Genomic DNA, 24,189 nt, shown 5'->3' on the forward strand with positions numbered 1-24,189 from the left:
AGGCTTGGCGCGCCCTGCGGCGCGCGGAGTGTCGACGCCGTGTGCTTTGAAGCCGTGTTCGCAGGCGCCCTCTGGCCGCGGCCCGCCGTATGGGTTCGCGCCTCATCAGGCCATTCTCCCGCCATCGTTCCCGCTCCAGCGTGCTTGTGACAACACAACAAGGCGCGGCCTGACGTCGTCCCCGCGCTCCGCCTGACAACCGGAGCGCGCCGCCGGCAGAGCCGCCTGGAGTCGTTCAATGAAACGCATGCTGTTCAATGCGACGCAGCAGGAAGAACTGCGCGTCGCCATCGTCGATGGGCAGAAGCTCATCGACATCGACATCGAAACCGCCGGACGCGAACAGCGCAAAGGCAATATCTACAAGGGCGTCGTCACCCGCATCGAGCCGTCGCTCGAAGCCTGCTTCGTCAACTACGGCGAAGACCGCCACGGCTTCCTGCCGTTCAAGGAAGTTGCCCGCCAGTACTTCAAGGAAGGCGTCGACATGCGCTCCGCGCGCATCCAGGACGCGCTGCGCGAAGGCCAGGAGCTGATCGTCCAGGTCGAGAAGGAAGAGCGCGGCAACAAGGGCGCGGCGCTGACCACCTTCATCTCGCTCGCCGGCCGCTACCTCGTGCTGATGCCGAACAACCCGCGCGGCGGCGGCGTGTCGCGCCGCATCGAGGGCGACGAGCGCCAGGAGCTGCGCGAGACGATGGCGCAGTTGCAGATCCCCGACGGCATGAGCATGATCGCCCGCACGGCGGGCATCGGCCGCAGCGCCGAGGAACTGCAATGGGACCTGAACTACCTGCTGCAGCTCTGGCGCGCGATCGAGGCGGCGTCGCAAAGCGGCCATCCCGGCCAGCCGATGCTGATCTACCTCGAATCGAGCCTCGTGATCCGCGCGATCCGGGACTATTTCCAGCCGGATATCGGCGAAATCCTGATCGACACGACCGAGATCTACGATCAGGCCCGCGCGTTCATGGACATCGTGATGCCCGACAACGTCGGCAAGGTGAAGCGCTATCACGACGACGTCCCCCTCTTCTCGCGCTTCCAGATCGAGCACCAGATCGAGACCGCGTACTCGCGCACGGTGCCGCTGCCGTCGGGCGGCGCGATCGTGATCGACCACACCGAGGCGCTCGTCGCGATCGACGTGAACTCGGCGCGCGCGACGAAGGGCGCAGACATCGAGGAAACGGCCACCCGCACGAACCTCGAGGCGGCCGACGAAGTCGCCCGGCAGTTGCGCCTGCGCGACCTGGGCGGCCTGATCGTGATCGACTTCATCGACATGGAATCGGCGAAGAGCCAGCGCGAGGTCGAGCAGCGCCTGAAGGACGCGCTCAAGCACGACCGCGCACGCGTGCAGATGGGCAAGATCTCGCGCTTCGGCCTGATGGAGCTGTCGCGCCAGCGCCTGCGCCCGGCCCTGTCCGAAGGCAGCCACGTGACCTGCCCGCGCTGCAACGGCACGGGCCATATCCGCGACACCGAATCGTCCGCGCTGCAAGTGCTGCGGATCATTCAGGAAGAGGCGATGAAGGAGAACACCGCGGCGATCCACTGCCAGGTGCCCGTCGAGGTCACGGCCTTCCTGCTCAACGAAAAGCGTCAGGAAATCAACAAGATCGAGTCGCGCTTCAAGGTCGGCGTCGTGCTGATCCCGAACAAGCACCTCGATACGCCGCACTACAAGCTCGAGCGCCTGCGTCACGACGATGCGCGCCTCGACGATCCGCGCGCCTCGTGGAAGATGGCCGAGGAGGCCGCCCGCGAGCTCGAGGCGGAAACCGGCTACAGCAAGCGCGCCGAGGAAACGAAGCCGCGCCAGGAAGCGGCCGTCAAGGGCATCACGCCCGAGCGTCCGGCACCGAGCCCCGCGCCGCAGCGCCAGAGCGCGCAGGAAGCGGCGGCGCCCGTGGCCGCCGCGCCTGCGAGCGGCGGCGGCTTCATGAAGTGGCTGAAGGGCCTGTTCGGCGTGCAGCCGGCCGCGGCGCCCGCACCGGCGCCCGCCGCGCAGGAAACGGCCGCGCGTCCGGCGCGCGAGCGCGCGGAGCGCGGTGAACGCGGCGAGAAGGCCGAGCGCGGCGGCGATCGCAATCGCAACCGTCGCGGCGGCGCCGCGCAGCAGGCGGGCGGGCGCGACCAGGTCGCGGCCGGCGGCGGCCGCGCTCAGGCGCCGCGCGCCGAGCGCGAAGGCAAGGAAACCCGCGAGCCGCGCGAAGGCCGCGAAGCACGCGGCGGCAGGGACAACCGGGAAGGCCGCGAAGCGCGCGAAAGCCGCGAACCCCGTGAGCCGCGCGAGCAACGTGAACAACGCGAACCGCGTGAACCGCGCGAGCGCGCCGAAACGCCCGAGGCTGCGGAAGCGCCGCGCGGCGAGCGCCGTGAACGCGGCGAGCGCCGCAAGCCGGCCCCGCACGCCGCGACGCTCGAAACCGTGAACCGCGGCGAAAGTGCGCACGCGGAAGCCGCCGAGAAGCCAATGCACGCGCCTGGCGCGGAAGCCGGCGTCGACGCGGATTCGAACGCACGCGACGGCGAAGAGCGCCGCCGCCGCCGCCGCGGTCGCCGTGGCGGCCGCCGCGAGCGTGAAGACGAAGGCGCAGTGCAGGCGGCGGAAGGCGGCGAAGGCGTGACGGCTGAAACGGTCGAGCATGCCGAGCCGGCGCAGCGGGGCGTCGCGCCCGTCGCCGGTCACGAGCCGCAGCATGCCGCGCAAGCGGGTGCGGGCGCGGCGGCGATCGCGGCGGCAGCCGTCGCGGCGGAAACTGTCGCGCATGTCGAGAGCGGCGCGAAGGCCGAGCCGCAACCGGCGGCCGAAGCGCCAGTCGCCGACACCGCACGGGCCGGGGCAGAGGCCGAAGCAGCGCCTGCTCGCCCCGTCGAAGCACCGGCGCAAGCCGAAGTCGAGCAAGCCGCGCCGGCAACCACGGCGCACGCGCAGCCGGCTGCGGCCGACATCGCGCACGAGCAAGCCGCTCCGGTTGCAACGGCCCCCGCCGAAGCCGCTGCGGCCGAGGCGCCGGCCGCGGAAGCGTCCGAAGTCGCCGCGCCCGCGGCCGCTTCGGCCCCGGTCGCGGAGCCCGCGCCGGCCGCCGAGCCGCAGCAGCCCGCGCCTGTCGCGGCCGCGCCGGTCGAAGCGGATATCGCGCACGAACCGGCTCCCGTCGCCGAGACGCACGTCCCGGCAGCCGCTCAAGCCGAGGCGCCCGCCCCGGCCCCCGTCGCAGCCGCGCCGGGCGCGAGCCTCGAAACGGTGCTCGAATCCGCCGGCCTTGTCTGGGTCAACACGGACACGGACAAGCTGCGCGCCGCGCAAGCCGCCGCCGCGCAAATCGTGCCGCCCGCGCGCGCGCCGCGCGAACGCAAGCCGCTGCCGCCCGTCGACGCAACGCCGATGCAGCAAGTCGAGACGACGCACCGCTGATCCGGTCGTCCTTCGCCCGAAAAAGCCCGCCCCGAAAGGCGGGCTTTTTTTGTCTGTGCTCCGGTTCTGCGGGTTTCCATGCCCGGCCGCGTGCGGCGCTTCCAGCTAAAATGGAGGTCTGGCTTATCTTGCAACGCTCATGTCCCGACGCATCATCCCCGTGACCCCGGTGAGCACGGCGCCCGATCTGTCCGGCGCCCTGCTCGCGCCGAGCGGCACGCTGCGCGACGCCCTCGCGCGCCCGCTGCGCGACCTGCGCATCTCGGTCACGGACCGCTGCAACTTCCGATGCGTGTACTGCATGCCGCGCACCGTGTTCGGCAAGGATTACCCGTTCCTGCCGCACAGCGCGCTGCTGACGCTCGAGGAAATCGAGCGCCTCGCGCGGCTTTTCGTCGCACACGGCGTCGAGAAAATCCGCATCACGGGCGGCGAGCCGCTGTTGCGCAAGAACATCGAATTCCTGATCGAGCGCCTCGCGAAAATGACGACCGCCGGCGGCCGTCCGCTCGACATCACGCTGACGACGAACGGCTCGCTGCTCGTGCGCAAGGCGAAGAGCCTGCGCGACGCGGGGCTGTCGCGCGTGACGGTCAGCCTCGACGCGCTCGACGACACGCTCTTCAAGCGCATGAACGATGCCGACTTCGCGAGCACCGACGTGCTCGACGGCATCTTCGCCGCGCATGCGGCGGGCCTTTCGCCCGTGAAGGTCAACATGGTCGTCAAGCGCGGCACGAACGACGCCGAGATCGTGCCGATGGCGCGCCGCTTCAAGGGCACGGGCGTCGTGCTGCGCTTCATCGAGTACATGGACGTCGGCACGTCGAACGGCTGGAACATGGCCGAGGTGCTGCCGTCCGCCGACGTGATCGCGCGCATCGCCGAGCATTTCGCGCTCGTGCCGCTCGAGCGGCACACGCCCGCCGAGACCGCGCAGCGCTGGGGCTACGCGGACGGCAGCGGCGAGATCGGCGTGATCTCGAGCGTCACGCGCGCGTTCTGCGGCAATTGCACGCGCGCGCGACTGTCGACCGAAGGCCGGCTGTATCTGTGCCTCTTCGCATCGTCCGGCCACGACCTGCGCAGCCTCGTGCGCGGCGGCGCGACCGACGAGCAGATCGCCGCGCTGATCGGCCACATCTGGCAGGCGCGTACCGACCGCTACTCGCAACTGCGCGGCAGCGCGCAGGCGACGGAAGAAGCAGCGGGCGAAGCGAAGCGCGTCGAAATGTCCTACATCGGCGGCTAGGCCCGCCCGCTCCACGCGCCCCCGCTCTTGCCATGTCGTCGTGCGCCGCGCCCGCCGCCCCGATCACCGGCCTGCTGCTCGCGGGCGGACGCGGCACGCGAATGGGCGGCGTCGACAAGGGGTTGCAGCCGCTGCGCGGCGAGCCGCTCGCGCTGCATGTGCTGCGCCGGCTCGCGCCGCAAGTCGACGCGCTCGTCATCAGCGCGAATCGCCATCTCGATGCCTACGCCACGCTCGGCGCGCCGTTTCGCGCGCAGATCGTCGCGGACGCGCACGCGGACTTCGCCGGCCCGCTCGCAGGGCTCGCCGCGGGCATGCGCGCGGCCGGCACGCCGCTCGTCCTGTGCGTGCCGTGCGATTCGCCGTTCCTGCCCGCCGATCTCGCCGCGCGCCTCACCGCCGCGCTCGACGCGCAGCGCGCGGACATCGCGTTCGCGACGACTGTCGACGCGAGCGGCGGCATCGCGCCGCAGCCCGTCTTCGCACTCGTGCGCACCGCGCTCGCCGACGATCTCGCCGCGTATCTCGCGGCCGGCGAGCGCAAGATGCGCGCGTGGTACGCACGCCACAAGACGGCCGAAGTGCCGTTTGGCGACGAGCGGGCGTTTTACAATGCAAACTCTCTGCGGGACTTGGCCGGCCTCGAACGCGCATGACGGGCCGCACCGCGTTCCGCGCGCCGCCTGCCGCCCGCCGCTTGCGACGCGAGCGTTTCACAGCGGCGGCCGGGCGCCGGCCCCGAACACAATCCGCCTAGCGGCGCCTCGTCACCGATGACCACGCACACCACGCCTACGCCATCCGCCACGTCCGAGCACGCCGTCGCGCTGACCGTCGACGAAGCGCGCGCGCTCGCGTTGCGCTTCGCCGAACGCGTCGCGCAGGTCGAGCGCGTCGCGTTGCGCGATGCGCTCGGCCGCGTGCTCGCCGACGACGTCGCCTCGCCGTTCGACATTCCCGCCTACGACAACGCCGCGATGGACGGCTACGCGTTCGACGGCGCGGCGCTCGCCGCGCCTGCCGCCGACGGCACGCTGGCGCTCGCGGTGGCGGGCCGCGCGCTCGCGGGGCACCCGTTCGACGGCCCCCGCGTCGCGAAAGGCGCGTGCGTGCGAATCATGACGGGCGCGCAGATGCCGGCGGGCTGCGACACCGTGATCCCGCAGGAGAAAGTGGATGCTGCGGGCGACGTCGTGCGCTTCGCGGCCTCGGCCGCCGCGCGCGGCGACCACTGCCGGCGCGCGGGCGAAGATCTCGCGCGCGGCGCGAGCGCGCTCGCCGCCGGCCGCGTCATGCGCGCGGCCGATCTCGGCCTGCTCGCTTCGCTCGGCATCGCCGACGTCGCGGTGCGCCGGCGCGTGCGCGTCGCGTTGTTCTCGACGGGCGACGAACTGCAGACGCCGGGCGAGCCGCTGCGCGAAGGCGGCCTCTACGACAGCAACCGCGCGACGCTCGTCGGAATGCTCGCGCGCCTCGGCGTCGAGACGCTCGATCTCGGCATCGTGCGCGACGATCCCGCCGCGCTCGAAAGCGCCCTGAAGACGGCGGCCGCGCAGGCGGACGCGGTGATCACGTCGGGCGGCGTGTCGGTCGGCGACGCGGATTTCACTCGCGCGCTGCTCGACACGCTCGGCGACGTCACGTTCGCGAGCGTCGCGATGCGCCCGGGCCGGCCGCTCGCATGCGGGCGCGTCTGGGCGAGCGGGCGCGACGGACGGCCCGCGCTCTTCTTCGGCCTGCCGGGCAACCCGGTCGCGGTCGCGGCGGCCTTCACCGTGATCGTGCGCGACGCGCTCCTCGCGATGATGGGTGCCGACGCGCAGCCGCTCCCCCGCTATCCGGCCATCTGCGACGCGCCGCTCAAGAAGCGCGCGGGCCGCACCGAATACCTGCGCGGCCACGCGGCGCGCGACGCGGGCGGCGTCTGGCGCGTGACGCCCGCCGGCTCGCAAAGCTCGGCATCGCTCAAGAGCCTGAGCGACGCGAACTGCTTCATCGTGCTCGCGCACGACGCCGCCCGCGTCGACGCCGGCGCGACGGTCGACATCCTGCCGTTCGACGGCGCCATCTGAATCCGTACTCAGCACTTCCACGGGGGCAACTCGCATATGAAAAAACAAATCTCATCGATCGCGCCGGGGCAGACCGCGAAAGCGCTGATCCTCGTCTATCTGACGTTCAGCGTGCCGATCGTGCTGCTCGGGATCGTCAACGCGTTCTTTCGCGAACAGTCGGTCGGGCTCGGCACGATCTTCAGCACGATCTTCAGCGCGCTGCTCCTGAACGCGATCGTCGGCTTCGTGCTGCTGTGGATCGCCTGCCACGCGTACAACTGGGTCGCCTCGCGCTTCGGCGGCATCGAGATCGTGCTGTCGGACGCGCCGGAGGAAGCGTGAGCGCCGGCGACACGACCGCGATCCGCGCGGCGGCGGCGGCCGACGTGCCCGCGATGCTCGCGCTGATGCGCGAACTCGCCGAATTCGAGCAGCTCACGCATCTGTTCGTCGCGACCGAAGCGGATCTCGCCGACGCGCTGTTCGGCGCGCGGCCGTCCGCCGAGGCGCTCGTCGCGGTGAACGGTACGGTGAACGGCGGCACGATCGTCGGCTATGCGCTCTACTTTCACAACTATTCGACGTTCGTCGGCCGCCGCGGCCTGTATCTCGAAGACCTGTACGTGCAGCCGTCGCAGCGCGGCACGGGGCTCGGCACGCGGATGCTGCGCCGGCTCGCGGCGATCGCCGTCGAGCGCCGCTGCGCGCGCTTCGAGTGGACCGTGCTCGACTGGAATCAGCCGGCGATCGAGTTCTATCGGAAGATGGGCGCGCAGATAATGCCCGACTGGCGCGTCGTGCGCGTGACGGGCGACACGCTCGCCCAGCTCGCGAACGGCACCGCGTAGCGCACGTTGCGCGGCTCGCGGGCCGGCCGTCGCCGACGAGCGACGAGAGCGACGCGCTCGCCGATGGAAGTCGATGCCGATCATCGGCGCACGACTGAACCGGCAAAACAAACGGGGCGCACGCGGCGCCCCGTTTTTGTTTTGCGCGGAAGAGACGCGCGTCAGCTCTCGTCCGCCTCCGCCCCGTCCGCGCCGAGCAGGCCGTTCGCGACCTCGCCCGGCAGTGCCTCGACCTGCTTCAGCTTGCGGTTCATCACGCGCGTGCGCTGCTCGGCCGCCTCGATCGAGCGCGTGACCGTCTCGAGCTGCGACTTCGTGCGCGCGAGCACGTCGCCGAACTTGCCGAACTCGGTCTTCACCGCGCCGAGCACCTGCCAGACCTCGCTCGAGCGCTTCTCGATCGCGAGCGTGCGAAAGCCCATCTGCAGGCTGTTCAGGAGCGCCGTGAGCGTCGTCGGGCCGGCCACCGTCACGCGATAGTCGCGTTGCAGCAGATCGGTGAGGCCGGGGCGGCGCAGGATCTCCGCGTAGAGCCCTTCGGTCGGCAGGAACAGCAGCGCGAAATCGGTCGTATGCGGCGGCGCGACGTACTTCTCCGAGATCGTGCGCGCCTCCGCGCGAATCCGCGCCTCGAGCGCGCGCGCGGCCTCGTCGACGGCCGCCGCATCCGCGCGCTCCTGCGCGTCGATCAGGCGCTCGTAGTCTTCGCGCGGAAATTTCGCGTCGATCGGCAGCCACACCGGCTCCGCCCCGCCCGTCGCGCCTTCGTCGTGCCGCCCCGGCAGCCGGATCGCGAACTCGACGCGCTCGCTGCTCTTCGGCACCGTCGCGACGTTCTTCGCATATTGATCGGGCGTCAGCATCTGCTCGAGCAGCGCCTCGAGCTGCACTTCGCCCCAGGTACCGCGCGTCTTCACGTTCGTCAGCACCTTCTTCAGGTCGCCGACGCCCGCCGCGAGCGTCTGCATCTCGCCGAGCCCGCGATGCACCTGCTCGAGCCGGTCCGACACGAGCTTGAACGATTCGCCCAGGCGCTGCTCGAGCGTCGCATGCAGCTTCTCGTCGACGGTGCGGCGCATCTCGTCGAGCTTCGCCGCGTTGTTCGCCTCGATTTCCTTCAGGCGCGTCTCGAGCGTCGCGCGCACCTCGCCGATCCGGCGATCGTTCGCTTCCGTCAGTTGCGTGAGCTGCTGATTGAGCGTGTCGCCGAAATGCCTGAGCGCCGTGCCCTGCTCTTCGCGCGCGAGCTGCGCCTGCCGCTGCAGCGTGTCGCGCATCGCGTCGAACTGCTGCGTGTTGCCCGCGACGAGCTTCGCGAGCTGTTGCGCGAAGCCGTTGATCTGGTTGTTCTGCACGGTCGCGACGCTCGTGAGCTGCGTGGCGAGCGTCTGCTGCAATTGCGCGAAGTTGCCCGCGAGTTCGGTGCGCGAGCTGCGCGCGCCGTCGACGATCTCCGCGCGCAGCTCGCGCTCCAGCCGCTCGGCCGCGTGCGCGTGCGCGTCGTTCGCGTCGTCGATCTGCCCGGCGAGCCGCTCGAGGCCGTCGCCGCGCGAGCCGCCGCGCAGCAGCACGAAGAGCGCGATGGCGAGCGCCACCGCCAATGCGACGACGGCCGCCAGCAACAAGGTTTCAGTCATATGCGAGCCTTCCCCAGCACGCCGGGATTGATCGGATTCGGCGGACGCCCCGCGCGCGGCCCGGCGCCGAGCGCCGCGATCAGGTTGTCCGCCGCGAGATTCGCCATCGCGCGACGCGTGCCTTCGCTCGCGCTCGCGATGTGCGGCGTCAGCACGACGTTCGGCACGTCGAGCAGCGCCGGATGCACGCTCGGCTCGCCTTCGAACACGTCGAGGCCGGCCGCCGCGATCCGCTTGTCGCGCAGCGCGTCGGCGAGCGCCGCGTCGTCGACGATCCCGCCGCGCGCGATGTTCGTGAGCGTCGCGGTCGGCTTCATCAGCGCGAGCTCGGCCGCTCCGATCGTATGGTGGCTTTCCGCCGAGTACGGCAGCACGAGCACGACGTGATCGGCCTGCGCGAGGAGCGCCGCCTTCGACACGTACTCCGCGCCCAGCTCGGCCTCGATCTCGGGCGCGACGCGCGAGCGGTTGTGATAGATCACGCGCATGGCGAAGCCGCGCGCGCGACGCGCGAGCGCCTGGCCGATGCGGCCCATGCCGATCACGCCGAGCGTCGCGCCGTGAATGTCCGCGCCGAGGAAGCTGTCGTACGACCACTTGCGCCATTGCCCCGCGCGCAGCCAGTGCTCGGATTCGGCGATCCGCCGCGCGGCCGCCATCATCAGCGCCCAGCCGAAGTCGGCCGTCGTCTCGGTCAGCACGTCGGGCGTGTTGGTGCCGAGCACGTGCGCGGCGTTGAACGCACCGATGTCGAAGTTGTTGTAGCCCACCGCCATGTTCGACACGACGCGCAGCCGCGGCGCGGCCGCGAGCACCGACGCGTCGATCATGTCGCCCGCCGTCAGCGCGCCGTCCTTGTCCGCGAGGCGCGCCTTCAGCACGTCGGGGGCAAGCGCGTCGCCGTCGTTCCAGTCGACGTCGAAATACTGCTTGAGCCGCTCGATCACGTCCGGAAAGATCGAGCGCGCGACCAGGATTTTCTGCATTGCCGTCTCCGTCACGCCGCGCGGGCGGCGGGCGCGCGCATCGCGCCGCCCGCCGCCCGCGCGGCCGTTATCGTCACCTTGCCTGACCGCTGAAGAACACCCACGTCGTCAGCAGGAACACCGGCACGAGAATCGCGAGCGCCCAGCCGAGGTACGCGAAGAAGCTCGGCATCCTCACGCCGCGCGACTCCGCGATCGCCTTCACCATGAAGTTCGGCGCGTTGCCGATGTAGCTGTTCGCGCCCATGAACACGGCGCCCGCCGAGATCGCCGCGAGCGTCGTCGCCCCTGTCGTCATCAGCGCCTGCGCGTCGCCGCCCGCGAGATTGAAGAACACGAGGTAGGTCGGCGCGTTGTCGAGGAACGACGACAGCACGCCCGTCGCCCAGAAGTACATCGCGTCAACCGGCTTGCCGTCCGCGCCCGTGACGAGATGGACGATCGGCGCGAACACGCCGTCGCCGCCCGCGCGCAGGATCACGATCACGGGCGCGATCGTCACGAAGATGCCGGCGAACAGTTTCGCGACCTCCTCGATCGGCGCCCAGTTGAACGCGTTGCCGTCGCGCGCCGAGCGCGGCGTGATCGCGAGCGACACGAGCGCGACCACGACGAGCGCCACGTCGCGCACGGCGTTCTGCAGCGCGACGTGCGTGCCGAACAGATCGAACGTGACGCCCGGCTTCCAGAGGCCGCTCATCAGCACGAGCGCGATCACCGCGCCGAGCAGCACGAAGTTGATCTTGCCCTCGATCGACACGCCGTGCGAATCGGGCGTCGGATCGAGGAACGGCTTGCCTTCCTCGCCGCCCTTTCGATAGAAATACGTATCGAGCACGAAGAAGAGCGCGAGCAGGATCGAGCAGATGAACAGCATCGGCAGCGCGAGATGGATCGTCGTCCAGAAGAAATCGACGCCGTTCAGAAAGCCGAGAAAGAGCGGCGGATCGCCGAGCGGCGACAGCGAGCCGCCCGCGTTCGCCACGAGAAAGATGAAGAACACGACGACGTGCACGACGTGCTTGCGATTGTCGTTCGCGCGCAGCAGCGGCCGGATCAGCAGCATCGCGGCGCCGGTGGTGCCCATCACGCTCGCGAGCACGGTGCCGAGCGCGAGAATGCCCGTGTTGAGCTTCGGCGTGCCGTGCAGGTTGCCGCGCACGCAGATGCCGCCCGCCACCGTGTACAGCGCCGTCAGCAGCACGATGAACGGAATGTATTCCTCGAAGAGCGCGTGCATCAGCGTGCCGAACGCGGCGCCGAAGCCGAACGTCGCGGCGAACGGAACCAGGAACGCGACCGCCCACGCCGCCGCGATCTTGCCGAAATGGTGATGCCAGAACACGGGCGCGATCAGCGGAAAGAGCGCGATCGACAACAGGATGCCCGCGAACGGAACCGCCCAGAACGCGGAAAGCGCGGCACCGTCGAGCGTTGCGGCCGATGCGAGCGCGGGAGCGACGCCTAACGCGCCTCCCAGCGCCATGCCCGCCCAGGCGGCATGTCGTTTCATATGAATTCCTCTTGAAATGCGAATGGATACGGCGCGTAACGCAGCGGCGGCGGCCGTCGCGTCACACGTCACACGTCACACGTCACACGTCACACGTCACACGTCACGCACGACGATCGCGTGAACGCGGGACGGCCCGTGCGCGCCGAGCACGATCGTCTGCTCGATGTCGCCGGTGCGCGACGGTCCCGACACGAAGTTCACCGCGCGCGGCAACACGCCGCGCTCCGAGCGGATCAGCGCGAACGCGTCCTCGTGCCCCGCGACGATGCGCGACGCGCTCACGAGCGCGATGTGGGTCTCGGGCAGCAGCGCGGCGGACGAGCACGTCTTCGGACTAGACAGCAGAACCAGCGAACCGGTTTCCGCCGTCGCGCAGAAACAGCCGGTGATGCCGATGCGATCGCCGTCGACAGGCTTCCTGAACTCGACCGCGAGCCCCGCGCCCGCCCAGTCGAGCGCATCGAGCGTCGGCCACGCGATCGCCTGCGCGCCGAGCCCCATGCGCTGCAGATACGCGGCGGCCGCGGCGGGCGCATCGCGCATCGACGCGACGGTGTCGACCGTCGTCGCGAGCCGCAGCGCCTCGTCGACGAAGCGCGAAACGAGATCGTCGCCGAGCGGCGGACGCGGCCCCGCCGGATGACGCGCGACGTAGTCGGCCGCATGCTCGCGCTCCACGCCGGCCAGCTCGGCCGGGCGGCCCTGCGCCGCGCGGATGCGCGCGAGGACGTTGCGGCGGGCAGCCGATGTGTCCATGAACTCCTCGTGACGATGGCTTTCGATACCGGCCCGATTATACCGGCCGATACGACGCGCGGACGGCGGTCACTTGCCCGCGTCGTCGTCGGGCGGCTGCGTGATCCCGAACACCTGGCGCAGATACGCGAGATACGCCTTGTCGTCGCACATGCTCTTGCCGGGCGAATCGGACAGCTTCGCGACCGGCTGCCCATTGCAGCGCACCATCTTGATGACGATCTGCAGCGGCTGGTAGCCGAGATCGTTGGTCAGGTTCGTGCCGACGCCGAACGCGAGCTTGCAGCGGCCGCGAAAACGCTCGTACAACTGCATGACCTTCGGGATGTCGAGCGCGTCGGAGAACACGAGCACCTTCGTGCGCGGGTCGCAGCGGTTTTCCTCGTAGTGCTTGATGAGCCGCTCGCCCCAGTCGAACGGATCGCCCGAATCGTGGCGCGCGCCGTCGAAGAGCTTGCAGAAATACATGTCGAAGTCGCGCAGGAACGCGTCCATCCCGTAGACGTCGGACAGCGCGATCCCGAGGTCGCCGCGGTATTCCTTCGCCCACATCTCGAAGCCGTAGGTCTGCGAATCGCGCAGCCGCGGGCCGAGCGCCTGGCACGCCTGCAGATATTCGTGCGCCATCGTGCCGAGCGGCGTGATCTCGTGCTTCATCGCGTAATAGACGTTGCTCGTGCCGGCGAACTGCGGACCGAGCCCGTCCTGCAGCGTGCGCAGCACCTCCTCGTGCCAGACCTTCGAGAAGCGGCGGCGCGTGCCGTAGTCGGCGATCTTGCAGTCGGCGAATTCCGGCTTCGCGCCGAGCAGCTTGATCTTCTCGCGCAGCCGGCCGCGCCCTTCGCGGTAATCCGGCCGGCGCTGCGTGTTGCGGAAGTACACCTCGTTGACGATCGCGAGCACCGGAATCTCGAAGAGGATCGTATGCAGCCACGGCCCCTTGATCTCGATGTCGATCTCGCCGTTGCCCTTTTGCGACGGCATGATCGAGATGTACTTCTCGTTCAGGTGAAAGAGCGCGAGGAAATCGACGAAATCGCTCTTGATGAAACGCAGCCGGCGCAGATAGTCGAGCTCGGGATCGGTGAAGCGCAGCTCGCAGAGCGAGCGTACCTCGGCGCGGATCTCGTCGATGTACGGCACGAGATCGACGCCGGGGGTACGGCACTTGAAGCGATATTCGACGCTTGCGGCCGGGAAGTGATGCAGGACGACCTGCATCATCGTGAATTTGTACAGGTCGGTATCGAGCAGCGAAGTGATGATCATGATTCCAGACTGCCAAAATCGAAACGGAGCCCGAGCGTTTGCGCGCCCCGCGCGCCCGCCCTCCGGTTGACGCATGTTACCCGAATGCGGCGTCGCGCCGCGCCGGAACGCCGCGGGACCGCGCAAACCGCCATAAACTAATCACGAAACGGTATAAAAGGGAAAGCCGAGCGCACGATGCGGGTTTGACGCATCAGTTACAATGCCGCTTTTGGCGCCACGCCGCCGCCCCCTATACATACCTAGATACCGCCGCAGGAGCGTTTTGAATGACCCACGTTGTGACCGAAGCGTGCATCAAGTGCAAATACACGGATTGCGTCGATGTGTGCCCTGTGGACTGTTTCCGTGAAGGCCCGAACTTCCTCGCGATCGATCCGGACGAGTGCATCGACTGCGCGGTGTGCGTCGCCGAATGCCCGACCAACGCGATCTACGCGGAAGAAGACGTGCCGGGCGACCAGCAGCAGTTCACGGCGCTGAACGCCGAGCTCGCGAAGGACTGGCCGTCGATCACGAAGACGAAGCCCGCGCCCGCCGACGCCGACGAGTGGAAGGACGTGCAGGACAAGCTGCACCTGCTCGAGCGCTGATCGCCCGCGGGGCGCGGCCCGACGCCGCGTGACGGTGCCGATACGTGCCGGTACGCAAAAGTGTTGACAGATCGGCCAGCGCCCCATAGAATCTCATTTCTCTGCTGTTTGTTCCCCGATAGCTCAGTCGGTAGAGCGCCGGACTGTTAATCCGTAGGTCCCTGGTTCGAGCCCAGGTCGGGGAGCCAAGAATTGCAAAGGCCCGTTTCAAACGGGCTTTTTCATGGCCGATGATCGCCTTGCGCTGCTGTTTCGAGGCGTCGAGCATGCCGAACCGTTTTATTCCCCGATAGCTCAGTCGGTAGAGCGCCGGACTGTTAATCCGTAGGTCCCTGGTTCGAGCCCAGGTCGGGGAGCCAGCTTCGAAGGCCCGTCGTTCGCGACGGGCCTTTTTGCCTTTCCCCTCCGGGTTTTCGTTGCGCCGCGCACCGTCGCGCACCCGGCGGCGTGCTAGAGTCGTGCTCCGCTTCTCGCCACGTCTGCCGCCTCGCCACCGATGAAAAACCGTTATTTCGCTGTCCTCGCGACCTGCGCCGCCCTCCTTCCGATCGCAACGACCGCCGCGCGCGGCGAGGAAGTCGCCAGCGTCAACACCAATTTCCGCCTGACGGGCTCCGATCGCGTCGTCGTCGAAGCGTACGACGATCCGCTCGTGAGCGGCGTTACCTGCTACGTGTCGCGCGCACGCACGGGCGGCATCAAGGGCACGCTTGGCATCGCCGAGGACCCGACCGAGGCGTCGATCGCGTGCCGGCAGGTCGCCCCGATCCGCTTCACCGAGCCGCTCAGGCAGCAGACCGACGTGTTCAGCGAGCGGCTGTCGTTCATCTTCAAGACGCTGCACGTCGTGCGCGTCGTCGACAAGAAACGCAACACGCTCGTCTACCTGACCTACAGCGACCGGATCGCAACGGGCAGCCCGAAGAACAGCGTGACCGCCGTGCCCGTGCCGGCCGGCACGCCGATCCCGGTCAGGTAACGAAGCCCGCCGCGCCCGAAAGCCGAAAGCCGAGAGCCGAGAGCCATGCGATCCGAACGCGCGCGAGAGGAGGTCTGCTACTGGCGCACGCCGCTCTTGCCGGATGCGGACTTCGTCACGGCGACCTATCGCGATCACGCGTTCGCGCCCCACTGGCACGACGCGTACACGATCCCCGTCATCGAGGCGGGCGCCGAGCGCTACACGTGCCGCGGCAGCGCATATGTCGCCGACGCGGGCTCGATCCCCGTCATCAATCCGGGCGAAATCCACACCGGCTCGCGCGCGGCCGACGACGGCTGGCGCTATCGCGTCGCCTACGTGCCCGTCGATTTCATTCGCACGCTCGCCGACGAAATCGCCGGCAAGCCGCAGCCTGCACCGTGGTTCCGGCTCGACGTCATCCACGATGCGGATCTCGCCGCGCGGCTCGTCGCCGCGCATCGGTTGATGGAGGCGAGCGGCGGCGCCGCGGCCCGTCGCCTGCGGCCGGGCGAGGGACTCGGGGCGGCCGGCGGGAGTTCGGGTTCGGCTTCGGTTAGGTCCCTCGCCTCGCCTACGGACTCGTGCTCGTTCCGCGCAGGCGCGGCTCGGTCTCCCGACGATCCGCTGTCCGCCGAAACCACGATGCTCGACGCGTATTCGACGCTGATCGCCCGCCACGCGGGCAATCGCAGCGCGACGACGCGCGGCGTCGCGGCAGACCGTCGGCGCGTCGACGCGATGCGCGAGCGGCTTGCCGCCGACCTGTCCGAGACCGTCACGCTATCGGACGCCGCACGGGCGGCCGGGTTGTCGCCGTTCCATGCGGCCCGCCTGTTCTCGCGCACGACCGGCATGCCGCCGCATGCATGGCGCAATCAGTTGCGCCTGCAGCGCGCGCTCGCGCCGCTGCGTGCGGGCGCGAGCGTCGCCGATGTCGCCGCCGCGTGCGGCTTCGCCGATCAGAGTCACTTCACCCGCCATTTCAAACGAATGTTCGGGGTGCCGCCGGGGCGTTGGCAGCCGTCGTAGCGTGGCGGCGGCAAGCACGTTGGCTACCCGCTTCAGTTCCAACGCGCCAGTGTTTCGACGCTCCACCTCTAGCGTCGGCTTCGGCAACGGCAACGGCAAAAACAACAGCACGACACCGCAAGAACGTACAAGCGAGCGCGCGCCCCGCCCCGCTATCCTCCGCCGGACAGGAGGTAGCCGTCGTGTCCCAGTCCTGCCCCACGCATCCCCCACCCGGCCGGCTCGCCGAGTTCGCCGCCGGCGTGCGCGACACCGTCCCGATGATGGTCGGCGCGGCGCCTTTCGGCGTGATCTTCGGCACGCTCGTCACGACCGGGCCGCTCGCGCCGTGGCACGGCGAGCTGATGTCGCTCGCGCTGTTCGCCGGCTCCGCGCAGTTCATCGCGCTCGGCCTGATCGCGGGCGGCGCGAGCTACGCGGTCGTGCTCGCGACGACGTTCGTCGTCAACCTGCGCCACCTGCTGTACAGCGCGACGCTCGCGCCATATGTCGCGCATCTGCCGCTGCGGTGGCGGGCGACGCTCGGCGCGCTGATGACGGACGAAGTGTTCGCCGTCGCGTATGCGCACTATCGTCACGCCGAACCCGGCGCGACGGGACCATATCACTTCTTCGGCTCGGGCATCGCGATGTACGTGAACTGGCAGATCTGGACAATCGCGGGCCTGCTGTTCGGCGCCGCGTTCCCGCGTCTGCAATCGCTCGGCCTCGACTTCGCGATGGCGGCGACGTTCATCGCGATCGTCGTGCCGCAACTCGCCGCGCTGCGCTATCTCGCCGCCGCGGTGACGGCGGGCGCCGTCGCGTTCTTCTGCCGCGCATGGCCGTACAAGCTCGGCCTGCTCGCCGCCGTCGCCGCAGGCGTCGCGATCGGCGTCGCGCTGACGTGGCTCGCCGCGCAACGCACGCGCCGGCGGACGGAAGCCGCGTCATGAGCTACGCGCTGCTGATTCTCGGGATGGCGGCGCTCACGTCCGCGATCCGCACGACGCTCTTCCTGCTCGGCGATCGCCTCGTGTTTCCGCCGCTCGCGCTCGCCGCGCTGCGCTTCGTGCCGGTGACGGTGCTGACCGCGATCATCGTGCCGATGACCGTCGCGCCGCACGGCGGCGACGCGGAGCTGACGTGGCGCAATCCGCGACTCGTCGGCGCCGCCGCCGCGGTGCTCGTGTCCGCCGCGACGCGCCGGCCGCTCGTCACGATCGCCGCCGGGCTCGCGGCGTTCTTCTTCTGGCAGGCGCTCGTGCTGCCGCACGGCTGGCTGCCCGGCTGAGCCGTCTTCGCCGCGGCGCGCGACATCGGCGCGCACGGCCCTCAAGTTCTCGCGCGCGCTGCCGTTAAGAGGATGCAGCCCCGCGCCCGGCGGCGGGACCCGATCCAGACGAGACCCGGTCCATCCGGCGTGCGGACCGGCGGCCAGCCGCCGGGCCGCGCAGCGCGCACGCGGCCCGCCCGCGTCGGCTCGCGTGCGGGCGAAAGCGCCGGTCGAGCCGACCGGCATCGAGCATCGAGACAGACATGGGCCAGATCACTCTCACGCTGAAAGACGACACCGTCGTTTCCTTGCGCAAAGACTACGATGCGTTCGTGCGCGTGTCGCTCAAGCTCGATCCGCAATTCGTCACGCCGTCGTTCGAGGATTTCCTGCGCGCGAAGCTGCTCGACAGCATGGTGCCGCTCACCGAGCACGCGGTTCAGCGGCTTCTGCAGGGCGGCCAGTATGCGTGGGCGAAGCGCACGCTCGACAAGGAGTTTCCGGACGTCGTCTCGATCCTGATCCGGCAGGCGGGAGAATTCGGTTTCGGCTTCGCGTCGCGCTCCGAATGGACGCCCGACGAACTCGCGAAAGCGTGCCGCGACTGGGCCGCCGCCATCGTGTCCGGCGCGCAGGGCGACGCGGCGCTCGTCGATCCGCTCGCCGCGCAGATCAAGTCGGCCGTCACCGACATTCAAACGCTCGAGGAACGGATGCAGACGCCCGCGTGGCGGCTCGCCGAATCGCTGCGGCAACGCGTGTACGAGGCGAAGCTCGCGTGCGAGATGAGCGTCGGCAGCGTCGCGCGCGAAAAGCTTGGCGAGCTGCGCGGACTGCTCAGGCTCGGCATCTCGCACGGCTCGTTCCAGAAGCAGGAAGCGCAACAGATCATGGAATACCTGCGCCTTTTGAAGCCCGAGATCTTCGTCGAGGAGCCGTATGACATCTTCGCGCGCGCCGCCGCGTGGTTGCGCAGCGTGTTCATGGTCCAGACGCCCGCGCGCGGCGCGCAGAACGCGTCGCAGCCGCAAGGCCGGCGGCGCTCGTAGCGTACGGCGCCTCCGCTCGTTCATCGGCGCGCGCGGGTAGGCGATTCGACGGCGCGAAAGCGCCTCCCCGACAACGCAACGGCCCGGACCGCATGATGCGATCCGGGCCGTTGCCCTTCAGCCTGAGCGCGCCGCGTCGGGCGGGCCTTCCGGGGCGAACCGCCCGCGCGCCTCGCCTGGCGGCGCTTACTCGCCCGCGCCGGCCTTCACGCCGCCGTTGACGGACACCGAGCCGTTCGCGCCGCCCACGACGCCCTTCGCGAGACCGCCCGCCGCGCCCGCGACACCGCCGACCGCGTTCGTCGCGCCGCCGACCACGTTGCCCGCCGCGTTCGTCGCGCCGCTGACGGCGTTGCCCGCCGCATTCGTCGCGCCTTCGACCGCGCCGCTCGCCTTCGTCTTCGCATCCGCACCGAGTTCGGCCGCTTCGTCAGCCTTCGCCTTCGCCTTGGCCTTCGCGTGCTTCACGTGCTTCTTCGCCGAATGCTTGACGGCGTTCTCCGCCGCTTCCGGCGATGCAGCCGACGCATCGCCGCCCGCGTTCAGTTGCGCGCTCGCGCCCGCCTTCTGGCCGAGCACGTCGGCCGAGCCGCCGACCGAACCTTGCGTCGCCACGCCTGCCGTCTGCGCGAAAGCGCTCGTCGCCATCGCCGCCACCGCGGCACCGATCAGCATTGCACGAATCTTGGACATCGCAATTCTCCTCAACAAAGTCGTTGGATGCGGCGCGCCTTCGAACCGGCCCGCCGCTATGGGCCCGCCGCGACATGCAGCGAGTCCGTGTACAGACCGGCCGCTCTCGTTCGCAGTTCGCCGTTCTCGCCAACTGTTACCCACCGTTTCATTTGCTGACGAGTTCGACACACTCGCTTACAAGCGGCGGCCCGAATCGCGCGAAACCCGGACAACATTTGACGCGCGCCTTACACCGCGCGCGGCGCGCATCGCTTATGATGCGATGCCCGCTGCGCGGCGGGCTCTCGTCTGCGCGCGCTCGTCTCCGTTTTCATTGCCATGCCCAATCTCGATTTCACGCTGACCGGCGAATTCGTCGAACTGCATAACCTGCTGAAGCTCACGGGTCTCGCGGATAGCGGCGGCTCGGCGAAGATGATCGTCGCGTCGGGCGCCGTGAAGGTCGACGGCGCGATCGAGCTGCGCAAGACCTGCAAGATCCGCGCGGGACAGGTCGTGCTGCTCGGCGACACGCGCATCGCCGTGCACGGCGCGTCATAGCGAGCCCCTGCCGATCGTAAGGCCATCGACGACGCACATCGACAGCGCTTGCGGAAACTCGTAAGCTGATCGTTTCGCAAAAATAAGCAAAGCGCGGGCGGGCCGCTCGTGCGAACGCGTCCCATGTCGCCTACCGGTTTCACGCGAGCGGCCGCTGCGCCGCCTCCCACACTGTCCCGCCACGCCGCCGATACGGCGCGCCTCGCCGCGCCGCTCGCGATCGCGCAACTCTCGCAAATGGCGATGAGCGTCACCGACACGGTGCTGCTCGGCTCGCTCGGCCCCGACGCGCTCGCGGCGGGCGGCCTCGGCGCGAATCTGTTCTTCGTCGTCGTGACGCTGCTGCAGGGCGTACTGACGTCGGTCAGCGTGAGCGTGGCGCACGCACGCGGCGCAAAGGCCGAGGATCGCGTGCCGCATATCTATTGGACGGGCTTCGCGCTGTCGCTGTTGCTCGCGGTTCCGGCGTTCGCGCTGCTGTCGTTCGCGGAGCCGCTGTTGCGCGCGTTCGGCGAACCGGCGGCGCTCGCGCACAACGTCGGCGAATACGCGGCCGTGCTGCGCTTCGCGGCGCCCGGCAGCCTGATCGGCGTCGGGCTGATGCGCTCGTTCTTGCCCGCGATCGGCGCGGCGAAGCGACTGCTTTGGGTGTCGCTCGCGGGCGTCGGCGTCAACGCGTTTCTCAACTACGGGCTGATCCACGGCGCGTTCGCGCTGCCGCGGCTCGGCTTCCTCGGCTCCGCTACGGCAACCACGATCACGATCTGGCTCACCGCGATCACGCTCGTCGCGCTGCTGCACGGACGGCCGACGTTCAAGCACTTCGTCGCCGCCACGCGGCCGCGGCTGCCGCTGATGGGCGAGCTGTTCGGCATCGGCTGGCCGGTCGCGATCACGTATGGCGTCGAGTCGACGCTCTTTCTCGCGACGGGCCTCACGGTCGGCGTACTCGGCGAATCGTCGCTCGCCGCGCACCAGATCGCGCTCAACGTCGCGTCGGTCGCATTCATGGTGCCGCTCGCGATCGGTCAGGCCGCGAACGTGCGCGTCGGCTACTGGGCGGGCGCGGGCGCGCCCGTTGCCGCGCGGCATGCGGGCTTCGTCGCGCTCGGGCTCGGCATCGCGTTCATGTCGCTGTCGGGGCTCGTACTGATCGTCGCGCCGCACGCGATCGTCGGCCTTTACCTGAAGCTCGACGATCCCGCAAACGCGCATACGGTCGCGCTCGCGACGTCGCTGCTCGGCATCGCCGCGGTGTTCCAGATCGTCGACGGGATGCAGACGGTCGGCTCCGGCTGCCTGCGCGGCCTGAAGGACACACGCGTGCCGATGCTCGCCGCGACGCTCGGCTACTGGGGCATCGGCTTTCCGACCGGCTACTGGTTCGCGTTCCACGCGGGCCTCGGCGCGCGCGGATTATGGTGGGGGCTCGCGGCCGGCCTCGCGAGCGTCGCGGTGCTGATGACGTGGCGATTTCACCGGAAGAGCGCCGCGCTCGGCGCGCGGGCGGGGGCTCGAGGACGGGCTTCGACGTAAGCGCGCAAGCGCATGATCCGCTGCCCTCGACGGGCTCGACGAAGCGGCCAATGTCGTCCCGCATCGAACATGCGCGCGCGACGCCGCCCCGACACGAAGCGATCGCATCCGAACGCCGCCGCGCATGTCGATGCTCGCATGCATCGCACCGCGCCATTCGCCGCGGCGCACCTGCGCGCCGCGGCACGAAATCGCGTGCAGCGCTATGCTTGCCCAACAGTGGACGCCGTCGCGAGAACGGCTCCGTCCCCGCATGCGCATTGCGCCGCGACCGCGCGGCGCTCCCCGTCATCCAAAGGAGCAATCATGAGCGAAGCAGTACGGATGGAACGCGACACGTTCGGCGAAATCGCAGTGCCGGCGGCCCGGCTGTGGGGCGCGCAAACGCAGCGCTCGCTGCAGAACTTCAAGATCTCGACCGAGAAGCAGTCGCCCGAACTGATTCACGCGCTCGCGCTGGTCAAGCGCGCGGCGGCCGCCGTCAATCTCGAACTTGGCGTGCTCGCGCAGGACAAGGCGAACGCGATCATCGCCAGCGCCGACGAGATCATCGCCGGCCGTCATCCTGACGAATTCCCGCTCGTCGTCTGGCAGACGGGCTCGGGCACGCAGACCAACATGAACCTCAACGAGGTGATCGCGAACCGCGCGAGCGAGCTGCTCGGCGGCGAGCGGGGCGAAAGCCGCAACGTGCATCCGAACGACGACGTCAATCGCGGCCAGTCGTCGAACGACGTGTTCCCGACCGCGATGCACGTCGCCGCCGCGCGCGCGATCGTCGGCCATCTGCTGCCCGCGCTGCGCACGCTGCGCGCGACGCTCGACGCGAAGGCCGCCGCCTTCGCCGACATCGTGAAGATCGGCCGCACGCACCTGCAGGACGCGACGCCGCTCACGCTCGGCCAGGAATTCTCCGGCTACGTCGCGCAGCTCGATCAGGGCATTCGCCACGTCGAGGCGGCGCTGCCCCACCTGTATGAACTCGCGCAAGGCGGCACGGCGGTCGGCACGGGCCTGAACGCGCATCCGAAGTTCGCGGCGGGCGTCGCGGCCGAGATCGGCCGGCTCACGGGATTGCCGTTCGTCAGCGCGCCGAACAAGTTCGAAGTGATGGCCGCGGCCGACGCGCTCGTGTTCGCGCACGGCGCGCTGAAGACGGTCGCCGCGAGCCTGATGAAGATCGCGAACGACATCCGCTGGCTCGCGAGCGGGCCGCGCTGCGGGCTCGGCGAGCTGTCGATTCCGGAGAACGAGCCGGGCAGCTCGATCATGCCGGGCAAGGTCAATCCGACGCAATCGGAAGCGGTGACGATGCTGTGCTGCCAGGTGTTCGGCAACGACGTCGCGGTAAACTTCGGCGGCGCGAGCGGCAATTTCGAGCTGAACGTGTTCCGGCCGATGATTGCGCACAACGTGCTGCAGTCGGTGCGGCTGCTCGCGGACGGCGCGCAAAGCTTCAACGATCACTGCGCGGTCGGCATCGAGCCGAATCGCGCGCGCATCGACGCGCTCCTCAACGAATCGCTGATGCTCGTGACGGCGCTCAATCCGCACATCGGCTACGACAAGGCCGCGCAGATCGCGAAGAAGGCGCACAAGGAAGGCACGACGCTCAAAGCCGCCGCGCTGGCGCTCGGTTACGTGACCGACGCGCAATTCGACGAATGGGTGCGGCCGGAGAAGATGGTCGGCAACCGCTGACTCCGGCGCGGCAGGCGTCGCGCACGGCTGCACGCCGGATCGCGTTCCTTCGTATCGCGCGCTTCGCGCTTCAAACGAAAAACGCCGCGAACGATCGCGACGTCTTTCTCGATTCGATGCGCCGGGCGCCCGGCATCCTGCTTTTGCGCACGCGAAGGCGACGAACGCTCACACTTCCCCTTTCGCGACTTCCTCGGGCTTGAGCTCGACGATCTTGTCGAGCGCCTCACGCACGTCCATCGCGTACTGCGCGAGCCGCTTCTGCTCGCCGGTGACGGGCACGAACGGCGGCACCGGCACCGGATTGCCGTTCTCGTCGACCGCGACGAACACGACGAGGCAATCGGTCGTCTGGCGCAGCACGCCGCCCTTCGGATCGCCCGCGTGCACCGACACGTGGATGTGCATGCTCGTGCGGCCCGTCGCGACGACGCGCGCCTTCAGCTCGACGAGATTGCCGACGAGGATCGGCCGCTGGAAGCGGATGTTGCCGACGCTCACCGTCACGCAATAGCGGCTCGACCAGATCGCCGCGCATGCGTACGCCGTTTCGTCGATCCATTTCATCAGCGCGCCGCCGTGCACCTTGCCGCCGAAGTTGACGGACGTCGGCTCGGCGAGGAAGCGGAAAACGGTTTCGGTGCGATCAAGCGGCGCGGGGGGCGTGGCGGACATCTCGGCTGGCTCCGGTTCTGCTGTGTGGCGGGAAAGGAGACGATTATACGTTGCGCTGCGACATAGCGCCGCAGCCGCCGTTTCGGGCCAGCGCCCGCGCCGATGCGGGAGCGGCGCTTGCTCGCGACCGCGCGCTCTGCGGTCGGCTTTGCGCCGTCAGTTGCGGATCGTCACGCCCTGATCGATCGTGCCGTACATCTCGATGCGGCCGGTCCCGGCGCCCGATCCGCCGGCGCCGCCGGACGCGCAGCCCGCGCAGACGAACGCGGCAATGAGGGTGGCAACAAGTGTTTTCATCGGAAGAAGTATCGTCGAGCGGCCGGCGCGCCGCGATCGCGCGCCGGCGAGTCATCGGACGTCGCATTCTACGCGCGCCGTCATGGCGAGCGCAGCAAACGCCGGCGCGCAT

The 24,189-nt window shown here is 69.4% G+C and carries 23 protein-coding genes, 2 tRNA genes and 2 pseudogenes; 18 read left to right on the forward strand and 9 right to left on the reverse strand.

From position 1 onward, the window contains the following. Positions 1 to 238 precede the first annotated feature (238 nt). From WT16_RS11810 to WT16_RS11835, 6 genes are all read left to right on the forward strand, one after another. The gene (locus WT16_RS11810; protein ID WP_063533393.1) at positions 239 to 3,424 is read left to right on the forward strand and encodes an Rne/Rng family ribonuclease; all 3,186 of its coding nucleotides are present in this window, start codon (positions 239 to 241) and stop codon (positions 3,422 to 3,424) included. Positions 3,425 to 3,563: 139 nt separating this feature from the next. Next, positions 3,564 to 4,676 (forward strand): GTP 3',8-cyclase MoaA, encoded by a 1,113-nt coding sequence (gene moaA / locus WT16_RS11815; RefSeq protein WP_015601640.1) that lies wholly within the window; start codon positions 3,564 to 3,566, stop codon positions 4,674 to 4,676. A gap of 32 nt (positions 4,677 to 4,708) precedes the next feature. After that, positions 4,709 to 5,332: a molybdenum cofactor guanylyltransferase MobA gene (mobA, locus tag WT16_RS11820; protein WP_063533394.1), complete on the forward strand. Its 624-nt coding sequence runs from the start codon at positions 4,709 to 4,711 to the stop codon at positions 5,330 to 5,332. 117 nt (positions 5,333 to 5,449) lie between these two features. Next, positions 5,450 to 6,748, forward strand: a complete 1,299-nt coding sequence (glp, locus tag WT16_RS11825; protein ID WP_015601336.1) for a gephyrin-like molybdotransferase Glp — start codon at positions 5,450 to 5,452, stop codon at positions 6,746 to 6,748. A gap of 36 nt (positions 6,749 to 6,784) precedes the next feature. Further along, positions 6,785 to 7,072, forward strand: coding sequence for a hypothetical protein (locus tag WT16_RS11830; protein WP_004192965.1), 288 nt, complete (start codon positions 6,785 to 6,787; stop codon positions 7,070 to 7,072). Between the two features lie 53 nt (positions 7,073 to 7,125). Next, complete coding sequence (locus WT16_RS11835) at positions 7,126 to 7,578, forward strand: GNAT family N-acetyltransferase (RefSeq protein WP_231892076.1); 453 nt, start codon at positions 7,126 to 7,128, stop codon at positions 7,576 to 7,578. A 161-nt stretch (positions 7,579 to 7,739) separates the two neighbouring features. Here the strand turns inward: WT16_RS11835 and rmuC are convergent, their stop codons facing one another. From rmuC to pncB, 5 genes are all read right to left on the reverse strand, one after another. Next, positions 7,740 to 9,215, reverse strand: a complete 1,476-nt coding sequence (gene rmuC, locus WT16_RS11840) for a DNA recombination protein RmuC (RefSeq protein WP_063533396.1) — start codon at positions 9,213 to 9,215, stop codon at positions 7,740 to 7,742. Continuing rightward, a complete protein-coding gene (locus WT16_RS11845) occupies positions 9,212 to 10,201 on the reverse strand; it encodes a D-glycerate dehydrogenase (protein WP_015600377.1) in 990 nt (329 codons plus the stop codon). The genes rmuC and WT16_RS11845 overlap by 4 nt, the downstream gene beginning before the upstream one ends. Before the next feature lie 73 nt (positions 10,202 to 10,274). Beyond that, positions 10,275 to 11,714, reverse strand: coding sequence for a sodium:proton antiporter (locus WT16_RS11850; protein ID WP_063533397.1), 1,440 nt, complete (start codon positions 11,712 to 11,714; stop codon positions 10,275 to 10,277). 96 nt (positions 11,715 to 11,810) lie between these two features. Continuing rightward, entirely contained in the window at positions 11,811 to 12,473 is a 663-nt protein-coding gene (locus WT16_RS11855; RefSeq protein WP_063533398.1) for an LUD domain-containing protein, read from the reverse strand. A gap of 69 nt (positions 12,474 to 12,542) precedes the next feature. Further along, a complete protein-coding gene (pncB, locus tag WT16_RS11860; RefSeq protein ID WP_006025780.1) occupies positions 12,543 to 13,742 on the reverse strand; it encodes a nicotinate phosphoribosyltransferase in 1,200 nt (399 codons plus the stop codon). A gap of 140 nt (positions 13,743 to 13,882) precedes the next feature. On the opposite strand from pncB, the pseudogene WT16_RS35595 reads away from it, so the two are divergent. The 9 genes and pseudogenes from WT16_RS35595 to WT16_RS11900 all read left to right on the forward strand — a co-directional run bounded on the left by WT16_RS35595 (position 13,883) and on the right by WT16_RS11900 (position 18,632). Continuing rightward, positions 13,883 to 14,094: pseudogene (locus WT16_RS35595) on the forward strand (hypothetical protein). Beyond that, positions 14,012 to 14,335, forward strand: a complete 324-nt coding sequence (gene fdxA / locus WT16_RS11865; RefSeq protein WP_009913193.1) for a ferredoxin FdxA — start codon at positions 14,012 to 14,014, stop codon at positions 14,333 to 14,335. Before WT16_RS35595 ends, fdxA begins: the two are co-directional and overlap by 83 nt. Before the next feature lie 112 nt (positions 14,336 to 14,447). After that, positions 14,448 to 14,523 (forward strand) — tRNA-Asn (locus WT16_RS11870). A gap of 95 nt (positions 14,524 to 14,618) precedes the next feature. Then, a tRNA-Asn gene (locus WT16_RS11875) sits at positions 14,619 to 14,694 on the forward strand. 137 nt (positions 14,695 to 14,831) lie between these two features. Then, entirely contained in the window at positions 14,832 to 15,314 is a 483-nt protein-coding gene (locus tag WT16_RS11880) for a CreA family protein (RefSeq protein WP_006025778.1), read from the forward strand. A gap of 45 nt (positions 15,315 to 15,359) precedes the next feature. Further along, positions 15,360 to 16,328 carry an AraC family transcriptional regulator gene (locus tag WT16_RS11885; protein ID WP_063533399.1) on the forward strand — a complete coding sequence of 323 codons (969 nt, stop codon included), beginning with the start codon at positions 15,360 to 15,362 and terminating at the stop codon, positions 16,326 to 16,328. Between the two features lie 182 nt (positions 16,329 to 16,510). Continuing rightward, positions 16,511 to 17,263 (forward strand): AzlC family ABC transporter permease, encoded by a 753-nt coding sequence (locus WT16_RS11890; RefSeq protein ID WP_059934013.1) that lies wholly within the window; start codon positions 16,511 to 16,513, stop codon positions 17,261 to 17,263. Next, a complete protein-coding gene (locus tag WT16_RS11895) occupies positions 17,260 to 17,601 on the forward strand; it encodes an AzlD domain-containing protein (RefSeq protein ID WP_006025775.1) in 342 nt (113 codons plus the stop codon). The genes WT16_RS11890 and WT16_RS11895 overlap by 4 nt, the downstream gene beginning before the upstream one ends. Positions 17,602 to 17,846: 245 nt before the next feature. Then, a complete protein-coding gene (locus WT16_RS11900; RefSeq protein WP_006025774.1) occupies positions 17,847 to 18,632 on the forward strand; it encodes a DUF4088 family protein in 786 nt (261 codons plus the stop codon). A gap of 186 nt (positions 18,633 to 18,818) precedes the next feature. Here the strand turns inward: WT16_RS11900 and WT16_RS11905 are convergent, their stop codons facing one another. Further along, entirely contained in the window at positions 18,819 to 19,325 is a 507-nt protein-coding gene (locus tag WT16_RS11905) for a hypothetical protein (protein WP_015601267.1), read from the reverse strand. Between the two features lie 321 nt (positions 19,326 to 19,646). On the opposite strand from WT16_RS11905, the gene WT16_RS11910 reads away from it, so the two are divergent. Together WT16_RS11910 and WT16_RS11915 are read left to right on the forward strand one after the other, a co-directional pair. Beyond that, positions 19,647 to 19,868 carry an RNA-binding S4 domain-containing protein gene (locus tag WT16_RS11910; protein ID WP_006025772.1) on the forward strand — a complete coding sequence of 74 codons (222 nt, stop codon included), beginning with the start codon at positions 19,647 to 19,649 and terminating at the stop codon, positions 19,866 to 19,868. A 123-nt stretch (positions 19,869 to 19,991) separates the two neighbouring features. After that, on the forward strand, positions 19,992 to 21,404 hold the full coding sequence (locus WT16_RS11915) for an MATE family efflux transporter (protein WP_006025771.1): 1,413 nt from the start codon (positions 19,992 to 19,994) through the stop codon (positions 21,402 to 21,404). A 184-nt stretch (positions 21,405 to 21,588) separates the two neighbouring features. Here the strand turns inward: WT16_RS11915 and WT16_RS34855 are convergent. Further along, a pseudogene (locus WT16_RS34855) lies at positions 21,589 to 21,696 on the reverse strand (fumarate hydratase); the annotation flags it as partial. Between the two features lie 14 nt (positions 21,697 to 21,710). On the opposite strand from WT16_RS34855, the gene fumC reads away from it, so the two are divergent. Beyond that, entirely contained in the window at positions 21,711 to 23,105 is a 1,395-nt protein-coding gene (gene fumC, locus WT16_RS11920; protein WP_063533400.1) for a class II fumarate hydratase, read from the forward strand. A 168-nt stretch (positions 23,106 to 23,273) separates the two neighbouring features. On the opposite strand, the gene WT16_RS11925 is transcribed toward fumC, so the two are convergent. Together WT16_RS11925 and WT16_RS33650 are read right to left on the reverse strand one after the other, a co-directional pair. Beyond that, a complete protein-coding gene (locus tag WT16_RS11925; protein WP_006025769.1) occupies positions 23,274 to 23,780 on the reverse strand; it encodes an acyl-CoA thioesterase in 507 nt (168 codons plus the stop codon). Positions 23,781 to 23,936: 156 nt separating this feature from the next. Then, complete coding sequence (locus tag WT16_RS33650) at positions 23,937 to 24,077, reverse strand: hypothetical protein (protein ID WP_009913199.1); 141 nt, start codon at positions 24,075 to 24,077, stop codon at positions 23,937 to 23,939. Between the last annotated feature and the right edge of the window lie 112 nt (positions 24,078 to 24,189).

The organism is Burkholderia sp. MSMB1589WGS (assembly GCF_001636105.1).
GTDB lineage: Bacteria > Pseudomonadota > Gammaproteobacteria > Burkholderiales > Burkholderiaceae > Burkholderia > Burkholderia humptydooensis.